This window comes from Oceanospirillum beijerinckii DSM 7166, from assembly GCF_000422425.1.
GTDB lineage: Bacteria > Pseudomonadota > Gammaproteobacteria > Pseudomonadales > Halomonadaceae > Oceanospirillum > Oceanospirillum beijerinckii.
The window spans coordinates 224,003-242,256 of record NZ_KE383828.1; the positions used below are offsets into that span (position 1 = coordinate 224,003).

12 protein-coding genes are annotated in these 18,254 nt (G+C 48.1%); 6 read left to right on the forward strand and 6 right to left on the reverse strand.

Annotated elements, in window-relative coordinates; genetic code table 11:
- Positions 1-279 precede the first annotated feature (279 nt).
- The 3 genes from H579_RS0119630 (at position 280) to H579_RS0119640 (ending at position 3,283) form a co-directional block, all read left to right on the forward strand.
- The gene (locus H579_RS0119630; protein ID WP_028302069.1) at positions 280-762 is read left to right on the forward strand and encodes an REP-associated tyrosine transposase; all 483 of its coding nucleotides are present in this window, start codon (positions 280-282) and stop codon (positions 760-762) included.
- Between the two features lie 344 nt (positions 763-1,106).
- Positions 1,107-2,426, forward strand: coding sequence for an AAA family ATPase (locus H579_RS0119635; protein ID WP_028302070.1), 1,320 nt, complete (start codon positions 1,107-1,109; stop codon positions 2,424-2,426).
- Positions 2,426-3,283: a DUF4435 domain-containing protein gene (locus tag H579_RS0119640; protein ID WP_028302071.1), complete on the forward strand. Its 858-nt coding sequence runs from the start codon at positions 2,426-2,428 to the stop codon at positions 3,281-3,283. Before H579_RS0119635 ends, H579_RS0119640 begins: the two co-directional genes overlap by 1 nt.
- A 172-nt stretch (positions 3,284-3,455) precedes the next feature.
- Here H579_RS0119640 and H579_RS0119645 read toward each other — a convergent pair whose 3' ends face one another.
- Positions 3,456-5,819: a hypothetical protein gene (locus tag H579_RS0119645; RefSeq protein ID WP_028302072.1), complete on the reverse strand. Its 2,364-nt coding sequence runs from the start codon at positions 5,817-5,819 to the stop codon at positions 3,456-3,458.
- Positions 5,820-6,465: 646 nt separating this feature from the next.
- Here H579_RS0119645 and H579_RS26735 point away from each other — a divergent pair.
- Entirely contained in the window at positions 6,466-8,454 is a 1,989-nt protein-coding gene (locus H579_RS26735) for an LTA synthase family protein (RefSeq protein ID WP_051227981.1), read from the forward strand.
- Between the two features lie 45 nt (positions 8,455-8,499).
- Here H579_RS26735 and H579_RS0119655 read toward each other — a convergent pair whose 3' ends face one another.
- On the reverse strand, positions 8,500-8,997 hold the full coding sequence (locus H579_RS0119655) for a SixA phosphatase family protein (protein WP_028302073.1): 498 nt from the start codon (positions 8,995-8,997) through the stop codon (positions 8,500-8,502).
- Between the two features lie 123 nt (positions 8,998-9,120).
- On the opposite strand from H579_RS0119655, the gene H579_RS26740 reads away from it, so the two are divergent.
- Together H579_RS26740 and H579_RS29755 are read left to right on the forward strand one after the other, a co-directional pair.
- Entirely contained in the window at positions 9,121-10,314 is a 1,194-nt protein-coding gene (locus H579_RS26740; RefSeq protein ID WP_245583317.1) for a cryptochrome/photolyase family protein, read from the forward strand.
- A gap of 24 nt (positions 10,315-10,338) precedes the next feature.
- A complete protein-coding gene (locus tag H579_RS29755) occupies positions 10,339-10,650 on the forward strand; it encodes a hypothetical protein (RefSeq protein ID WP_245583318.1) in 312 nt (103 codons plus the stop codon).
- A gap of 109 nt (positions 10,651-10,759) precedes the next feature.
- Here H579_RS29755 and H579_RS0119665 read toward each other — a convergent pair whose 3' ends face one another.
- The 4 genes from H579_RS0119665 to bktB form a co-directional block, all read right to left on the reverse strand.
- Positions 10,760-12,028 (reverse strand): ABC transporter substrate-binding protein, encoded by a 1,269-nt coding sequence (locus tag H579_RS0119665; protein WP_051228045.1) that lies wholly within the window; start codon positions 12,026-12,028, stop codon positions 10,760-10,762.
- A 260-nt stretch (positions 12,029-12,288) separates the two neighbouring features.
- On the reverse strand, positions 12,289-13,893 hold the full coding sequence (locus H579_RS0119670; protein WP_051227984.1) for a fatty acyl-CoA synthetase: 1,605 nt from the start codon (positions 13,891-13,893) through the stop codon (positions 12,289-12,291).
- 360 nt (positions 13,894-14,253) lie between these two features.
- Positions 14,254-16,785: a 3-hydroxyacyl-CoA dehydrogenase/enoyl-CoA hydratase family protein gene (locus H579_RS26745; protein WP_051227986.1), complete on the reverse strand. Its 2,532-nt coding sequence runs from the start codon at positions 16,783-16,785 to the stop codon at positions 14,254-14,256.
- Positions 16,786-16,965: 180 nt separating this feature from the next.
- Positions 16,966-18,165 (reverse strand): beta-ketothiolase BktB, encoded by a 1,200-nt coding sequence (gene bktB, locus H579_RS0119680; protein ID WP_028302076.1) that lies wholly within the window; start codon positions 18,163-18,165, stop codon positions 16,966-16,968.
- Between the last annotated feature and the right edge of the window lie 89 nt (positions 18,166-18,254).

Sequence of the window (18,254 nt, forward strand, 5' to 3'; positions counted from 1 at the left end):
ATGTTGCATCAGACCTTGCCGTTAAGGCAGTAGAAACACGCCAACAGGAATGCAGAGAAGATAAGCGCACGTTGCATCAGACCTTGCCGTTAAGTCAGTAGAAACAGCTGCCCTTTGTGTTTCTCTTTTGCGTATTGGTTGCATCAGACCTTGCCGTTAAGGCAGGCCCAGTGTCGGATGGCGCTTCGCTTATCCAACCTACGGATATTATGGATAGGGGAATAGGCTATCCGCGTTAGGATGTGAGTTTATCTATCCAAGAGACAACAAGGATGTGGTATGCAATATCGGCGCAATTATGTTGAAGGTGGGACGTACTTTTTTACGGTTAATCTACAGGATCGGGGTGAAACTCTATTGGTCGATCATGTCGATGAATTACGTGAGTCTGTACGTTGGGTAAAGAGACGCCGACCTTTTTATATTGTTGCCTGGGTTGTCTTACCTGATCACATTCATGCGGTATGGACTTTACCTGAAGGTGATGCGGACTATTCGTCCCGCTGGTGGGAAATTAAAAAACGCTTCTCAAAGGTGTTGCCACAAGATGAGCTTCGTTCTTGCGTGAGGGAAAGAAAAGGAGAGCGTCGTTTTTGGGAACATACCATTAGGGATGATCAGGACTTTCGACATCATGTTGACTATGTGCATTACAATCCAATTAAGCATGGTATGGTTAACCAATTGAAAGATTGGCCTTTTTCTAGCTTTCACCGTTATGTCGTCAATGGAGTGTATCCAACTGGTTGGCACGGTTCGTAGGTCGGAAAAGCCGTAGGCGCCTTCCGACATTGTTGGGTTCACGTATTTATTTGGGATGGTGTATTCACCTTGGATTGGCGCTTTGTTTTTCGTTGGCTTTGAAATGGTTTGAGGGTGCTCAATTTCAACCAAGGCGTGATGGAGAGGCCGTTGTCGGATGGCGCTTCGCTTATCCAACCTACGAAATTTATCGGATGTGGTATAACCTCCCGCTGTTTTTATAGAGCCCTTCGGAGACGCTAATCTCTTGTTTTTATATTGTTATTGATCTTGTTGAACAGACGTATCGGCTGTTAATCTGCTAATGGATTTAATGTTGAGACGGTGTTTGACAAGGAGATGATATGGAGCTGCTGGGTGTTAAGGTGTCGGGGCTGTTTGGTTGTTTTAATCATACGCTGATGCTGAATGAGGCAAACAAGGTGACGATTTTAACCGGGCCGAATGGTTACGGTAAAACGGTGCTGTTGAAGATTCTGGATTCGGTTATCAGTTTGCAGCTGGATTTTTTTCATAAGCTGGAGTTTGAGCTTATTGAGGTGTTCTTTAGTCGTCATACCCTCCGGTTTACCAAGGAAGTGCCCTGCTCGCCCGGTTTTCAGATGATGCTGGATCAGCAGGAAGAGACGCGCTTTTCTTATCGGGAACATTTTGCGTCGTTGTTAAAGCGTCGGATTACGACGGATGATCTTGAGCTGCTTTTGCCTCAATTGGAGCGTATTAATAGCCTTAAATGTTATGACCGGAGTATTCGGGATATTGTCGATATTAACGAGGTCGTTGAGCGCTATCCTGATGTACTGGCGTTATCGGGTATAGAGACTTCGCGCTTTTTCCCGGATTGGTATATCGGGTTGGTGGCACCGATTAATGCTCACTTTATCCGGGATCAACGTCTGATCAGCCGGGACAGTGCCAGTGATTACCGCGAGGGGGCTGCTACGCCTAAGACGCTGCTGGATACCATTGAGCAATACGCTTTGGATCTGGCTCAGGAGTTACGCCGTTACCGTCAGGAGTATGCTGAGTTATCGCAGCAGTTGGATGCGTCTTTGCCGGTGCGTTTACTCGGTTCTGATTCACAAAGCCCGGCGGTGTTGTACTCCAGTGATCAGGTTCGGGAGCAATTGGGGCAACTATTAGATCTTCAGCAAAAATTACAATGCCATCAGTTGTTGCATTCCCATTTGCAGTTATTGCAAACCGATGTTGAAATCCGGGATCAGGACCGGGCTATTTTAACGCTGTACATTGATGATACCCGTAAAAAGCTGGCCGTTTTTCAGCCATTGCTGGCTAAGATTGAGACATTTATTGACCTGCTTAATGATAAGGGGCTGGCGTTTAAAACCGCTCAGGTTGATATTGAACGGGGCTTGGTGTTTAAAAACCATAAGGGTCAAAGCCTGTCATTGAACCAACTCTCTTCCGGTGAACAACATCAGATTATTTTGCTGTTTGAGCTGATTTTCCGTGCCGGTGATAACGATCTGATTCTGATTGATGAACCCGAAATTTCCCTCCATATTGCCTGGCAGAAAGAGTTTTTGCATGACCTGCAGCAGATTATTGCGGATCGGGATGTCAAAGTGCTGATTGCCACTCACTCCCCGCAGATCATTGACAGTGAGTGGGATCTGACGGTGGATCTGGAGGATGAGTGATGAGGCAATATCTCTCCAATGAAGCGCGCATCAACGAGCTGCGCATGTTGATGAAGAAGAAAAAATACCGCAATAAGTTGTTTATTCTGCTGGAAGGGACATCGGATATTCGTTTATTCCGTAGTCTGTTGAACCGGGATAAGGTGGTTGTGGATTCGATGGATGGCAAGGGCCGTATTGAGCAGATTGTGCGTGCGGTGGACAAGGTGCATCAGCAGCGAGTGAAGGGTATTTGTGATGCGGATTATGATCATTTGAATGGCAGGAGTTACGCTTCGGGCCTGATTTTGCTTACGGACAGCCATGATATTGAAGCTATGATGTTAGGCTCTCCTGCCCTTGATGCCGTTATTTCTGAGTATGCCTCGCCGGAGTATTACGATGCGCTGCATCGGCAATTGCTGAAAAAGGCGTTAGAGGTGTGCTACGAGATCGGCCTGCTGCGTTGGATCAATGACGATGAAAATCTGTTTTTGAGCTTTAAAGAGCTTGATTTCAGGCGTTTCACCACGATTAACAATCTGAAAATTGATTTTGATCGCTCCAGGGTTATTCCTGCTTTACTGAGTATCAGCAAAAGCGCCCGTATTCAGCAACAGGCGCTGGAGCAGAGGCTTGAAGAGTACAGGGAAAGAGAGGCCGACCCTTTCCAGGTGTGCGCGGGACACGATCTGACCCGGTTTATGGCGATGGTGATGAACCAGCAGGAGGTAGGAATGTATCGCCTGGACGGTCGCGGTTTGGAATCAGCGCTGCGTCTGGCCTATCAGATTGAAGACTTTGAACACACGCAGCTTTTTGAGCAGCTGTCTGATTGGGCACAACAGATGGAAACGGGTTCTATTTTTAGTCATTGATATGGCTAATACAGACGGACTGAGCCGGAAATGCCGCAAAGCGTCTTCCGACAGCGACCGGATAGCGGAGCAAGTGCCGGATGGCGCTTTGCTGATCCAGTCTACTCTGATATCAAGAAGCTTATTGGGCTAAGGTATTCCCCCCTTCCCGATAAGCCTCTTGATTTCAGTATCAGTTGCCGTCCTGGCCCTGTAACAATGCTTGCTCGTTTACGATGATCGTTGCAGGACAGGATTCAACCGTTTGGTTAACGGGCTCGATATCTGACGGCTCAGGTTGATAAAAAAGCCCTCCTAAACCCCCAAACAGAATTAAAGTGATGCTTACCAAAGCCGCTATTGCCTTTAAGGCGGTTCTGGATCGCCTTAAGCCCTGTTCAGCCGGGTCTTTGGGTTTATTCACATAATGCAGGAACCAGGTCACAACCCCTATCACTACACCTAATACCGCCCAGTGCCAGTCCAGACTCCAGAGTTCCACGGCGGGGTCGGTCATCTCTTTAAAGTTGGTGCCAAACACCCCGGACAGAAAGATAATCCCCGTGCCGACCGTAGCGATATTTTTAACGTTTCTGTCGTGCTCTTTTTCTCTTTTCTGCTGGGCCTTTTGTGCCGTGATTTCCCGTTCCTGAATATTGATTTCCAGCAAAGTCCGGGTATCCGACATATCTTTTTCCAACTGTTCTATTAGTGCCTTCAAAGAGAAGTGTTTTTCCCAGGCCTTATAGCTTTGGTTATGGATATCCAGAATACTGACATCGGTAAAGATGTCGTTCACCCGGAATTCAATCAGATATTGCTGTAGCTCTTTCAAACTATGGAAGCGCTGATCAGAGGATAGATCACCTTCACTCAGCTCCAATGTTTGATCTACGCCGTGCAAAAAGCTGTACTGCATATAGGCCAGCAACAGGATATTCAGATAAACCTGACGCCCCTTGTCCGTCATAAATCCTTCATGAAAGTCCCGATCCGGCTGAGAAGAGATATTCGGATTAATCAGCACCACACCGCCTTCCCTGGCCGCATAATGCTCTATATCACTGTCGCCCCAGTGAGTGTAGCTACTATGGTTTACTCCAACATAACCCTGATTATGCAGATGAGCCATTTGGCACAATAAACGCTTCAGGTAATCATTATTCCGGCTATGTTTGGTCAGCCTATGGTCCTTACCGCTTAACATCATGGTGTAGATTAAAGGACGGGCAAAGCTGCTATGAAGCGCCTCATTACCTGGCAGCAGGCATTCCAGCAGTTCGGTTAAGGTAAACGACTCATCTCTCTCCAGACCGAAGGCATAACTTTTTCCCAGGCATTGCTCAAGATGTTGGGTATTCGTTGCCACACCTTCCTTTTTAAGGCCATCACACACTCTTTCCAGATAGGGTGCTGAAGAGGCGCTGATATCCGCCAGATAGGGATAACACAACTGGGCTGATTCCCGTTTGCCCCGCTCCTTATCCGCAAGAATGTAGTTCAGCTCCCGGATATCCTCCAGACAAAGTGGCACCTCGCCCTTTAAGAAATTGTCTGGTGCGACAATATCCAGTTGTAAAAAGCGTAGTGCAACCACCACGCTGTTCACTCCGACGGAGAATCGATCGAGGTATATATTGTCAATCTCAAAGCGGGCAAACACCCGGTCATCTTTATCCAGCTGACAATAATCAGGGTGCTTATTATCGTCGCCACTGCTCTTAGTACTATTATTCTTAGCGCTATGGCTCTTAACACCAATTGGCTTGGCTGCCGGTATTAAAGCCCCTGTCTCTTCATAGTGAAAAAAATTACTGATCGCCTTTTTCGTCAGCGGCATCCAGATACCTTGGCGAAACCCTTGAACCCCTTCCCGGTTGAGATAGTCAGTAAAGGCTTTACTGATACTGTGGCGCTGTGTGTGTATCGTATTCTTTAACGCACTGCCTTCTGAAGCATTCTCGTTTAATGTATTCGGTTTCAACGACTTAAGGCTATTATCAACACCAACACCAAACAGCTTTTTAACGCCTTGATGAAAATCGTCACTCACTTTTAACGCAGGGCCCTGCCAGACCATTAACTCCGGCTTCGCCTGTATGGGCAGCGCTTTAATAGCGGCCAACTCAGCTACACTAATGGCGTCTAAATTCTGTGTATTTTCCCAGTTCTGCTGACGAAATGACGCCAGCTCTTCCGGTACAGTGAAATTGGGTGCTTGGTTAAAAATCAGATAGGTTAGCTGCTGACTCTTATTTTTTTTATTCTTTTTACTCCCCCCCTTCAGCTCGGTTTGTAAGGGGAAGTAAAGCGCTCTGGGGCGCGAAAGTAATGCCTCTTCCTGCTCCAGACGCTCCATGATGTCTTCTGGTGGCTTGATTTCTTCCTGAATCAGAGCAGACAGATCCCTTGGTGTTTGCAGCAGTTGTTCACAAAGGTTTTGAATTAAGGGTTGCGTCTGTTCTAAGCCTACATTATCAAACAGTCGCCTTACATAACGTTCAACACTTTTGCGACGCAAAGTAACCGCATCAATAACACCTGATTCATTTTCCATCAATCTATTCCTTGAAATGCAACTGCACCGATGAATCGATGATACCATTCCCGATAAGTTTCTTGATATTAGAGTCGGTTGGATAAGCGAAGCGCCATCCGACTGACTCAGATACCGGATGATTGTCGGAAGGCGCCTTGCGGCTTTTCCGACCTACAACAGCTTATATTGTTTGGTATTATCTTCGGTATCTGCAACGTTAATACACAGATAAAACACTTTAGTTTCCGAGCCATTGCTATTCAATAGCTTTGTTGAATCAATCTGTTCGGCTGTTAAGCCCTTTAGGCTATCAAAACTTATAGTGACTCAATTGAAGCTAACCCTACAGTCAGGCACTGTACTGCACTTGATTACCCTCTAACCCTCTAACCCTCTAACCACAAGCCAACCGATCACAGATACCAGCCCCCAATACTCAGTTTTTCTGATTTTATTGCATTTATTTGACAAAATTTTCACCCCCAATGGCTATTAATACACAGTACTTTTCCCCGTATAAAGCCCGTATTTTCCGGCCGCTTCGGCCGGAAAATATCGGAATATTTATGTTCGGGTACTTAAAGCATGTCGCCACCCCTTTTGCCATGGGTCAGCGGCAGATCAAACCTGAAACACATATCATAAATCGCATTGGGTATCTGCTTTGCATAAACTAAAGAGATTTTTTGGCCCTCTCTATCCTGTCCTTTGGGCCTCTATTGCACTATTAAGTATTTTCACACTGTCTCGTTTAGGACTTGCAGTATGGCACTTTGATCGCGTGACAGATGCCGATGGCTGGCTGCGTGTTTTTGCCAGTGGCTTACGCGTGGATATCGCCTCGATTTGCTTTCTGTTTATCTTACCTGCTTTTTTATCCTGCCTGATTTCAGGCCCACATAAAACGGGACAACTCTGGAATATAGTGCTGCGTCTTTGGATGACTGTCGGGTTGTTATTTGCCGTGTATATGGAAGTGGCGACCCCTCCTTTTATTCAGGAGTATGACCTGCGTCCCAACCGTTTATTCATTGAATATCTTGTTTATCCGCAAGAGGTTTTTGGGATGCTGTGGTCCGGCTATAAACTGGAACTGTTTATCAGCCTGCTGGCGAGTATTCTGACGCTTGTTCTGGGGTGGAAATGGACAAAGAACCTGGTTGAAGATTTGTACTATCCAAAGTGGTATTGGCGCCCTGTGATCGCTGTTCTGATCGTCTTTATTGGAGTGCTGGGTGCCCGCTCATCTTTGGGCCATCGACCGATGAACCCTGCTATGGTGTCTTTTTCCAGCGATCCTTTGATGAATGATCTGGTGTTGAACTCAGCCTATTCGGTACTCTTTGCCGCTAAGCAAATGGGCGCTGAAGCCAATGCTTTTAAGTATTATCCAAAGATGGGTAAGCAGCAGGTTATTGATGAAATCCAGGCCTCAATGAATGTCAAACCAACAACGTTTGTGAGTAAAACCAGCCCTACACTGGCTCAGCATGATGCGACCTATCAGGGAACCTCGAAAAATATTGTGATTCTTTTAATGGAGAGTCATGGTGCCCGTTATGTGAGTAGCCTGGGAGGTATTGATCTCTCCCCCAATATGGATCAGCTCATGGATGAAGGCTGGGCCTTTACCCGTATGTATGCGACGGGGACTCGTTCTGTACGGGGTATTGAGGCCGTTACAACGGGATTTTCACCCACACCGGCCCGATCTGTAGTAAAGCTGGGTAAAAGTCAAAATAACTTTTTTACCGTAGCCAGATTGCTGGCAGACCGCAGTTATCATACTCAGTTTATCTACGGTGGTGAGAGTCACTTCGATAATATGAAGTCATTTTTTTTAGGCAATGGCTTTGAGGATATGCAGGACTTCCCGACCTTCTCAAACCCCAAGTTTGTTGGCTCATGGGGCGCTTCAGACGAAGACCTGTTTAATAAAGCCGACGAGCAGTTCACTCAGTTGACTCAGGAGGGTAAACCCTTCTTTAGCTTGGTATTCAGCTCATCTAACCATAGCCCATTCGAATACCCGGATGGCGTGATCACCCCTTATAATGAACCGAAACAGACGGTCGAAAATGCGGTGAAGTACGCCGATTATGCGCTGGGCCAGTTCGTTGAAAAAGCAAAGCAATCATCATATTGGGATAATACAGTCTTTGTTGTTGTCGCTGATCATGATGCCCGTACCCATGGCACTCAGCCCATACCTATCGACTATTTTCATATTCCGGCCATTATTTTTGGCGGCGGTATTGAAGCGCGTAAAGATGATCGTCTGGTCAGTCAGATCGATCTTGCCCCTACGCTTTTGTCGCTTGCGGGCATCAGTAGTCAGAATCCAATGATCGGCCACGACTTAACCCGGAGTGTGCCTCCCGAAAAACAGAGGGCACTGATGCAACGTGATAAGAACTTTGGCTGGCTGACATCCGATAATCAGGTTGTTGTATTACAACCAGGGCAAGGTATATCCACGTATCGGTATGATAATCTGACACATCGTTTGACCCCTCATCAGGTTGATGCTTCCATTGTAACCCGTGCCCATGCAAACGCGATGTGGGGCAGCCTCGCATTTGATGAGAACTTTTATAAACCACAAGAAGAGAGCGGTCTTTCTCTTTCCAGAGCAGAGCCCTCTTTCCAATAAGGGATAGAATCGGTGTTCCCAAGATCGTTGGCGGGATGAAAGCCCTTAGCTTTTCAGCATTTTTGGCTTTAGCAGTACCATTAGCTCCATTGAGCCTTCGGCCAGATCCTGCCAATGCTCACCCTCAAAGCTTAACTGGGCATAAGCGCAGGTGGGCATATTATCGACCGTACTGGTACTCAGGTAGTTGCACAGATCGGTGAGCGCGGGGTTATGTCCGATGATCACCACTTCTTGCATGCTGTTATCCCGCTTATGACACCAGGCCAGCAGATCGTCCCTATCAAAGGTGTAGAGATCATCATCCAACTGCCATTCAAACGGGTGCTTAGGCAAGTTTTTACTGATCAGATCGATGGTTAGCTGGGTGCGCACTGCCGAGCTGCAAAAGACATTTTCAAACTTACAGCCCGCATTCAATATCGGTTTTGCCATCAGACCGCAGGACTTTTGCCCACGTTTATTCAGTGGCCGCTGTTTGTCAGACAGAGAGTCATCGGCCCAGCTGGATTTGGCATGGCGAATAAGATGGAGTTTTTTCATAACGGTCCCTGATAAATATTTTACTGATCATTGTAAAAGTAATCGACTACATCTTCATAGCTGTAATGAACCAAGCCAGTATCAGATACGTAATTAAGGTATCGATAACTATCCGGTGAGCCTATGTCCGTACTGCGCTTAATTCTTGGCGATCAGCTTTCTACCAGTCTCTCCAGCCTGAGAGATTATCAACCCGGCGATACCCTACTGATGTGTGAGTTAAAGCAGGAAACTCAGTGTGTGCGTCATCATAAGAAGAAGCTGGTCTTTGTACTTTCTGCTATGCGCCATTTCTCCAGGGCGCTGCAAGACTGGGGGTTTAGCGTCCGCTACTTTACCCTGGATGATGCCCTGACCAGTTTCACCGAAGCGGTACACTGTGCGCTTCAGGAAAACACATACAGCCGGGTGGTGGTTACTCATCCCGGAGAATGGCGCGTACTTGCTGAGTTAAAAACGTTACAACAGCAACTTACTATGCCTCTGGAAATCCGTGAAGATGATCGCTTTCTCTGTACTCAGCAAGCGTTTGCCCATTGGGCTGAGGGTAAAAAACAGCTGCGTATGGAGTTTTTCTACCGGGAGATGCGCAAGCGATATAGCATTCTGATGGAGGGTAAGCAACCTGTCGGTGGTCAGTGGAATTACGACAGTCAAAACCGCAAATCGCTGCCGGATGATATTCAACCACCAGAACCCTGCCAGTTTAAACCCGATACGATTACCCAAGAGGTGATGGCTTTGGTGGATCAACATTTCCCCCATAACTTTGGCTCTACACAGGGCTTTAGTTATGGCATTGATCAAACACAGGCTGAAAAAGTATTAAGCACTTTCATTGAACAACGTTTGGGACTGTTTGGTGACTATCAGGATGCGATGAAAACCAACCAACCCTGGTTATTTCATTCCCATCTGGGCTTGTATCTGAATATCGGCTTACTGACGCCGTTACAGGTGATACAACAGGCCGAAACCGCTTACAGAAAAGGCGCTATCCCTCTGAATGCGGCAGAAGGTTTTATCCGCCAGGTACTGGGCTGGCGTGAATATGTGCGCGGGATCTACTGGCTGAAAATGCCCGATTACGCCAAACTCAATACTCTGCATGCCACCCGTCATCTGCCCGATTTTTACTGGCATGGTGAAACCAAGATGCACTGCCTGTCCGAGTGTGTAAACAATACCCGTGATAATGCATATGCCCATCATATTCAGCGTTTGATGGTACTGGGCAACTTTTCACTACTGGCCGGTATTAATCCCAGTGAGGTGAGTCGCTGGTTTCTGGAAGTTTATGCCGATGCCTACGAATAGGTTGAACTGCCCAACGTCAGCGGCATGACGCTGTTTGCCGATGGCGGTATGTTGGCCAGTAAACCTTATGCTGCCGGTGGCAGCTATATCAATCGTATGTCCGATTACTGCCGCCACTGCCAATACAATGTGAAAGAGAAAACCGGCGAAAACGCCTGCCCGTTTAACTATCTGTATTGGGATTTTCTGGATCGTAACCGCTATCTGTTAAAACCCAATCCTCGCCTGGCGCTACCCTATAAGAACCTGGATCGAATGAGTGATCGGCAAAAAGAAGCTTTTCGGGATAGTAGCCGGGAGTTCTTAGCCAAACTGGAGCAAAACCTGCCGGTTTAGTCCTGATGTCCGGGAAGTTAAAAAAAGCCCTGTTGCAAGCAAGAGCAACAGGGCTGGATTATCAAGACTGATAATCATGAGTGGACTTCAGAATTTGAGCAGTTAGGGATTAGTTACCTGCTACCAGTTTGCACTTAGACTCAGACAGAGGTCGGAAGGCCTTATCGGCCGGAATCGTGCGCAAAATTTTCAACAGATCCCAGTCATTTTTAGACTCGGATGGTTTCTTCACTTCCGCCAGGTACATATCATGGATCATACGACCGTCATCACGGATACGGCCATTGGTAGCGAAGAAGTCGTTGATTGGGGTTTTCTTCATCTCAGCCATCACCGCCTGAGAATCATCACTACCTGTGGCTTTAACCGCATTCAGATAATGCATGGTCGAAGAGTAGATCCCTGCATGTACCATGGATGGCATTACACCGGTACGTTTCTGGAAACGTTGTGACCAGTCACGGGTATCTTTGGTGCGATCCCAGTAGAAGCCTGTGGTCAACTGCAGGCCTTGAGTCGTCTCCAGACCTAAGCTTTTCACGTCATGCAGGAAGACCAGCAGACCAGCCAGTTTCTGACCTGAGGCCACAACACCAAACTCTTTTGCGGTCTTCAGGGCGTTTACGGTATCGCCGCCAGCGTTAGCCAAGCCAACAATTTTTGCACCAGAGGCTTGTGCCTGCAGGATAAAGGAGGAGAAATCACTGGTTGCCAGCGGGTGACGTACGCCGCCAACCACCTTACCGCCGTTGCTTTTCACAACGCTGGAGACATCACCTTCCATCGCATGACCGAAAGCATAATCTGCCGTCAGGAAGAACCAGGTATCCCCACCCTCTTTTACGACCGCTTCACCGGTGCCATGAGCCAGGGCATAGGTGTCATACACATAGTGCACAGAGTTGGGTGTACAGTATTGGTTGGTGATAGATGAAGATGCGGAACCCGATACGATGGATAGCTTATTCTTGGACTCCACCACCTTGTTTACAGCGATGGTAACGGCTGAAGACACCATACCGGCAACCAGATCGATATTGTCGGTATCTATCCACTGGCGCACCTTATTGGCACCAATATCCGGTTTGTTCTGATCATCTGCCGCCACAATAGTGATCTTCTTACCATTAATGGCACCGCCCATATCTTCAATGGCCATCTTGGCCGCTTCTAAGCCATTGGGACCTGCCAGCGGGCTATAGGTGCCAGACATATCGGCGATATAGCCGATACGGATCTCATTGTCTGAGATCCCTTTAGCATGGGCTCCACTGACTGCTATTGCAGACAGTACGGCACCTGCCAGTGTTTTTTTCAACAGCGAGCGTTTGTGATTCTTGGAACTGTTTTTATCTTGAGAAACGGTGGATTGGCTCATTGTGTGTTTCAGCATAATGCTTCCCTTGTTGTTGTTTTTGTATCAGTTGTATCGGTTGTGTTGCTTTCTGTCTATGTATGTTTTTCACAGCCATAAAACAGCTATTTCAATAGAGAAAACTCAGGACCGGAAACCCGGCCCCGTGGTCTGCCCGGCAGCAGACCAGTCCATCGAGTTATGATTGTTATAGGCACTCTTGATAGGTACTCTTGTTGAGTACTTTTTGACGTTAAACGTCCAGCGTGCTTGAAAAAAATCGATCAGGCGCTTTCAGCAAACTGCTCACGCAGATTACGTTTTAGCAGCTTGCCTGCGGTATTCTTGGGTAACTGATCCACAAACAGCACCTTTTTTGGCACCTTAAAGGCCGCCAGATGCTCTTTCGCGTGGCGGATCAGTCCCTGAGCATCCTGCTCCTGATCCGGTTTAAGCACGACAACGGCGGCAATCGCCTCAATCCATTTATCATCCGGTACACCAATCACCGCGACTTCGGCAATAGATGGGTGGGTATAAAGCGCTTCTTCCACATCACGACTGGCGACCAGTACACCGCCGGTATTCACCACATCCTTGATGCGATCCACAATATAGATAAAGCCCTCTTCATCCTGATAACCCAGATCACCAGAGTGGAACCAACCACCGGCAAAAGCCTCTTCCGTTTCTGCTGGTTTATCCCAGTAACCCACTAACAAATGAGGCGACTGATGCACCAGCTCGCCGTGCTCACCGGGTTTGCATTCCTCCCCGGTAGCGGGATCAACAATACGGGTATGTACGGTGGCAACAGGTTTACCACAGGAGCTGGGGCGTGCCTCATGTTCTTCCGGGCGCAGCACTGTCGCTAATGGCGCAATCTCGCTTTGACCGTAGCAGTTATACAGACCGGATTTTGGCAGACGTTCACCCAATTCATGGACAATCGGCTCCGGCATAATGGACGCACCGTAGTAGATTTTCTCCAGATGTTGCAGCTCGGCATCAACAAAATCCTGATGACGTAGCAGGGCGATCCAGACCGTCGGTGGCGCAAAGAAAGCATTCAGTTGATGTGCTTTCAGCAAATGTAAAATGCTGTCCGGTGTTGGGGTATCGATCAGATAGGTAAAACCACCATTCAACAGTGCAGGCATGGTGAAAACATGCATCTGAGCCGAGTGATAGAGAGGCAAGGCCGCTAAGGTGCGATCATTGCGTTGAATATCCAGATGGTTGATGCAACTGGTGTATTCACTGATAAAGGATCGATGAGTATGCATCGCCCCTTTAGGGTGGGAAGTTGTACCGGATGTATAGAGAATCTGCACCACATCCGACTCATCCAGTTGCAGATCAGGCTCCCGGCTGTCGCCATCCGCTAAAGCGATGGTCAGAATATCCTGTGTTTCCTGAGCGGTTTCAGCAAGCGTTGAGTCTGCACCGTGCAAGGTGCCGTGAATACTGATTCCTACCTGTTCATACACGTCATCCACATGCGTCTTCAGGCTGGGATCTGAAAACAGAGCCCTGGCACCGGACTGATTCAGAATATAGATCAGCTCCTCTTTTACCAGGGCAAAGTTAACGGGTACATGGATCAAACCCGCCTTGGCACAGGCCAGCCATAGAATCAGGTAAGCATCGGAGTTTTTGCCGCAGGCTGCCACCCGGTCACCTTTTTCCAGCCCGGATGCAATCAGATGGTTCGCGACACGATTAACCGCAAGATCCAGCTGATCATAACGCCATTGGCGCTCGCCATAGTGCAACGCAACTTTATCATTGAACTTATTTGCTGCCCGGCGAAAGGCATCACCGATGGTATTGCGGGTTGCCCGTTGGATCGCCCGCTGAGTATTTGCTGCTAAGTTATCCATTAGCATTGTCACACACCTCTTACTTGTTACTTCTTGTTTTTATTTTTCATTTAGTAAGGCGTCATGACCCCTTGTCATAGAGTCAGCACCAGTTAATAACGTGTTGAATGTTCAAACAATGGCCGAAGGGGTCATCTTTTTTGATCCAAACGGCCATCGCTTTTGCGAGATTAAACCATTGTGTTTAATTATCTTGAGTCGCTTAATAACCCTAAACAGCGGCACTGCTGTAGGTTGGAAAAGCCGCAAGGCGCCTTCCGACAATCACCCGGTGTCAAAACCCATATTGGCTGGCGCTTCGCTTATCTAACCTGCTCAGACATCAAGGACATTGTCGAAAATGGCATTCGTTTGTATTAAGGGCAATCAGTTGCTTAAGGGTTTGCCTGAAGCTAAAAAGTGCTCTATACGGGCTTTTGCCTTTAGGTTCTGTATCAGGGTCAAATTGCACTCTCGTTCCCAATCGTAAAAATTCTCGTACCAATCTGGCTTGGCTGCTAGGTTAAGCAAATCAAGCAAAGCGCTTTCCAGTTCGCCTTGGTAACCCTCAGTTGATACAGGAATATCTTGCGCGATTAGTTCAGGTTGGCTTTGGTTTAACTCACTGGAAGACCGGTACGCTTGATAGCTTTGCCAGAGCTGCTCGGCTTGACTAACGGCATCAAACAACAAACGATCACGATTCATGCTGATAGCGTCCGTTTCACGGAAGATAGCCAGCTGTTGTGCCTCTAGGGCTGATGCAGTGACCTTAGCCCCCTGAATGAGCCTAAAGCTATGCTCAATCGCCTTATCTGCACCAAAGCGCTGTGCAGAACGCGCCAACAACTGCTTGCAGCCACCCCAGCCCGGTACGATTCCGACCAGATTTTCCACCAGACCAACCTGAGTTTCTGCGTAGGCTTGAACAGCATGGCAATGCAGCACCAGCTCCAGACCGCCACCTAGCGCTTTGCCCGCCACTGCAGCTACGACAGGAACAGGAGCTTGTTCTATAGCCTGGAAAATCTGCTGACCTCTACGAACAAAACCATCAATTCCATCGCTTTGCTCAGTCAGTTCAAGGAACTCTTTTAGATCTGCCCCTGCGGCAAAGATATTACCGTCGCTATAGATCACCAGAGCTTTGTTGTATTGAATAGCCAGTTGCAGTGCCTGCTCCAGTTCATTGAGCAAGGTGCTATTCAGAGGGTTAACTCTATCGGTCAGTTGCAGACACCAGACATTGCTTTCGGTGATTGCGCTGATCTCACTTCTTTTACTGGTGCTCGACTGAGATTCAGAACCGGAGTTTTTGTCGCTATTTGCTGAGGAGCTATCTGTCTCAGATGGCATAGCTGGAGAAGATGACAAAGACGGCATACGCCATAGAGCACAGCGGGAGAAGCGTTGCACCAGTGCATCATCCGATAGGTCGCTTAAGTGCAATACGCCTTCAGGTTTCGCGGTTTGTGAAGCCTGATCCAGTTGCGATAACAGCTCAGCAGACTCGATACCATCGGCTTGCAGACGCTGACAGAAGTGCTCCACGCCAATACGCTGAATCAACTCAAATGGGCCAAAGCGCCAGTTGTAACCCAACTTCATAGCGCTATCGACGGACTGAGTATCTTCGGCCACTTCAGGCACCAGCTGGCTGGCGTAGTGCAACATCCGCGACAGCACTTTCCAGGCATAAATAGCACCTTTATCCAGATCAGAACTGTTTTGTGATTCGGCTCCGTCTTCGCCAGCATCTACACAAGTAGCTTTAGCGGAGACAGAAGCAGAAACAGGGCCACTTACAGAACTTGATACCGTGCAATTTAGCAGGCCATTAATATCACCGGCTTTCACGGAGCCAACCGCCAGATTGGATTTGATCGGTGCCCGGTATTCCAAGGTATCCAGATCCAGTACCTCACGGATCTTCTCACCGGCTTCGTTTTTATGCTGACGATAGAATCCCTGCAGCACTCTGCCCTTACGGCCAAAATAACCTTTCTCGACCATACCCTGAATAACAGGCACGGTTTCGGCGTAATGGGCAAAATCATCAGTGTCAGACAGCAAAGAAGCCAAACTGGCGGTCACTTTAGGCATCAGATCAATACCGCATAGATCCCATAAACCAAAAATGCCGGTTTTTGGGAAACCGCACAGCTGCATCACCTGATCGGCTTCTTCTACCGTTAAACCCAGTGCAATCGCTTCCTGTAATGCGACCTGCATCCAGTAAACACCCAGACGGTTAGCGATAAAGCCAGGACGGTCTTTACACTGAATAACGGTTTTACCCATCTTAATATCATTAAAACGAGTGATCCGTTGCTGTACTTCAGACAGCGTCTGTTCGCCGGATACAATCTCCACCAAGCGCATATAACGGGGTGGATTAAAGAAATGAGTTACGACAAAGTGCTGACAAAACGCTTCAGATAAGCCCTCAACCAACTTCTCTAATGGGATTGTCGAGGTATTGGATGAAACAATGGCATGGGGGGCTCGAACCGCTTCGATACGTTTATAAAGATCCTGCTTAATGGCCAGATCTTCGATAATCACTTCAACAATCCAGTCATAATCCGCCAGTTTAGCGAAATCGTCTTCGGTATTGCCCACCTCGATACGATCCGCAACCGAGGGATGCATCAAACCACCGGAGGAACCAGCACGGATAAAACGATCAATAGCCCCTTGAGCAATACTATTACGCGCGGTTTTGTTACCTGCCCCATGACCAGAGTCAACCGGCAGATCATCAGGCAAACGATCCAATAGCAGTACGTGTGCCCCGCTATTAGCAGCCTGTGCCGCAATCCCCGCCCCCATCACTCCGGCACCGATTACTGCCACCCTGGTGATATCCTGAGCAGTTTTGTCCTTCTGAACAGCTTTGGCATCTTGAGTAGTCATCATTTTCACTCCTATTCTTTCTAATACCAAACCAGATAAGTTGTTGTAGGTTGGAAAAGCCGCAAGGCGTCTTCCGACAATCATCCAATTTCTCGGATTCAGTGCCGGATGGCGCTACGCTTATCCGACCTACCTGATATGAAGAAACCTCTCGGGAATGGTATAAATTCCTTGTAAACCCTTCTAAATCATCCGCTCCAGAATCAGTGCGATACCCTGACCACCACCAATACACATGGTGACCAGCGCATAACGTCCCTGGATTCGTTCCAGTTCATACAAGGCTTTAAGGGTGATAATGGAACCGGTGGCCCCCACAGGATGACCATGGGCTACCGCACCGCCATTTGGATTCACTATGTCAGGATCAAACCCCAAAGTTTGAGAGACCGCCATAGCCTGAGCAGCAAAGGCCTCATTGGACTCAATCACATCCATATCCGCGACGTTTAAACCCGCCTGAGCCATCGCTTGCTCAACGGCTGGAATCGGTCCCAAGCCCATCACATCCGGTTTCACCCCAGCAAAGGCGTAACTGACAAAACGGGCTTTTGGCGTTAGTCCGCGTTTTTCCGCTTCCTGCTGTGTAGTCAGCACCATGGCTGCAGCGCCATCGTTAATACCCGAGGCGTTACCGGCCGTGACCACACCTTCTTTCTTAAAGGCGGGTTTTAGTCCTGACAGTGACTCGGTAGAGATATCCCCACGTACATGTTCATCCGTACTAAATTCCACCAACTCACGCTTTCTCTTCCCTGCACCCTTTACAGCAACGGGCACAACCTGGGATTGCCACATGCCTTCTTTAATGGCCCGTGCGGCACGTTGATGGCTTTGATAAGCGTACTCATCGATCTGATCACGGCTAAAACCGTACTGCTGGGCGATATTTTCTGCCGTGATCCCCATATGACCGCTATCAAAAGGATCACTCAGAATATCCAGCGTCATATCCAGCACTTGCCCATCCCCCATACGTTGTCCAAAACGCATGTTAGGCAACAGATACGCACCCCGGCTCATACACTCAGCACCACCGGCCAGCGCGATTCGGCTATTTCCCGCCACCAGCTGTTGCGCCGCAGAGATCAACGATTGCACTGCCGAGCCACATAGACGATTTACATTCAGCGCCGCTGAGCTTTCTGGCAGGCCAGCATTTAGCGCTATATGACGGGACAGATATACGTCCTGCGGACAGGTAGTGATGATATGGCCAAAGACTGCATGATCAATCTCTGCAGCCTCAATCCCAGATCGACGGATAGCTTCTTTAGCTGCAAAGGTGCCCAGCTCGGCAGGGGTAAAGCCTGATAGCGAACCACCAAAGGCACCAATAGCGGTTCTGGCACCATCAAGGATCACGATATCTTTCAGCTGAATAGCGTTGTTATTATTTTGAGTCATATTGCTTCCTAAACTTTTTACTGGCGGCCAGTCACAATCCAGCCGTTTACAATACAAGCGTTTAC

Bases quoted from the DNA above. Each gene is read 5' to 3' on its own strand.
- H579_RS26740 (WP_245583317.1), top strand. From the start codon at position 9,121: ATGTCCGTACTGCGCTTAATTCTTGGCGATCAGCTTTCTACCAGTCTC.
- H579_RS29755 (WP_245583318.1), top strand. From the start codon at position 10,339: ATGACGCTGTTTGCCGATGGCGGTATGTTGGCCAGTAAACCTTATGCT.
- H579_RS0119635 (WP_028302070.1), top strand. From the start codon at position 1,107: ATGGAGCTGCTGGGTGTTAAGGTGTCGGGGCTGTTTGGTTGTTTTAAT.
- H579_RS0119665 (WP_051228045.1), bottom strand. From the start codon at position 12,028: ATGAGCCAATCCACCGTTTCTCAAGATAAAAACAGTTCCAAGAATCAC.
- H579_RS0119640 (WP_028302071.1), top strand. From the start codon at position 2,426: ATGAGGCAATATCTCTCCAATGAAGCGCGCATCAACGAGCTGCGCATG.
- H579_RS0119670 (WP_051227984.1), bottom strand. From the start codon at position 13,893: ATGCTAATGGATAACTTAGCAGCAAATACTCAGCGGGCGATCCAACGG.
- H579_RS26745 (WP_051227986.1), bottom strand. From the start codon at position 16,785: ATGATGACTACTCAAGATGCCAAAGCTGTTCAGAAGGACAAAACTGCT.
- H579_RS0119645 (WP_028302072.1), bottom strand. From the start codon at position 5,819: ATGGAAAATGAATCAGGTGTTATTGATGCGGTTACTTTGCGTCGCAAA.
- H579_RS0119630 (WP_028302069.1), top strand. From the start codon at position 280: ATGCAATATCGGCGCAATTATGTTGAAGGTGGGACGTACTTTTTTACG.
- H579_RS0119655 (WP_028302073.1), bottom strand. From the start codon at position 8,997: ATGAAAAAACTCCATCTTATTCGCCATGCCAAATCCAGCTGGGCCGAT.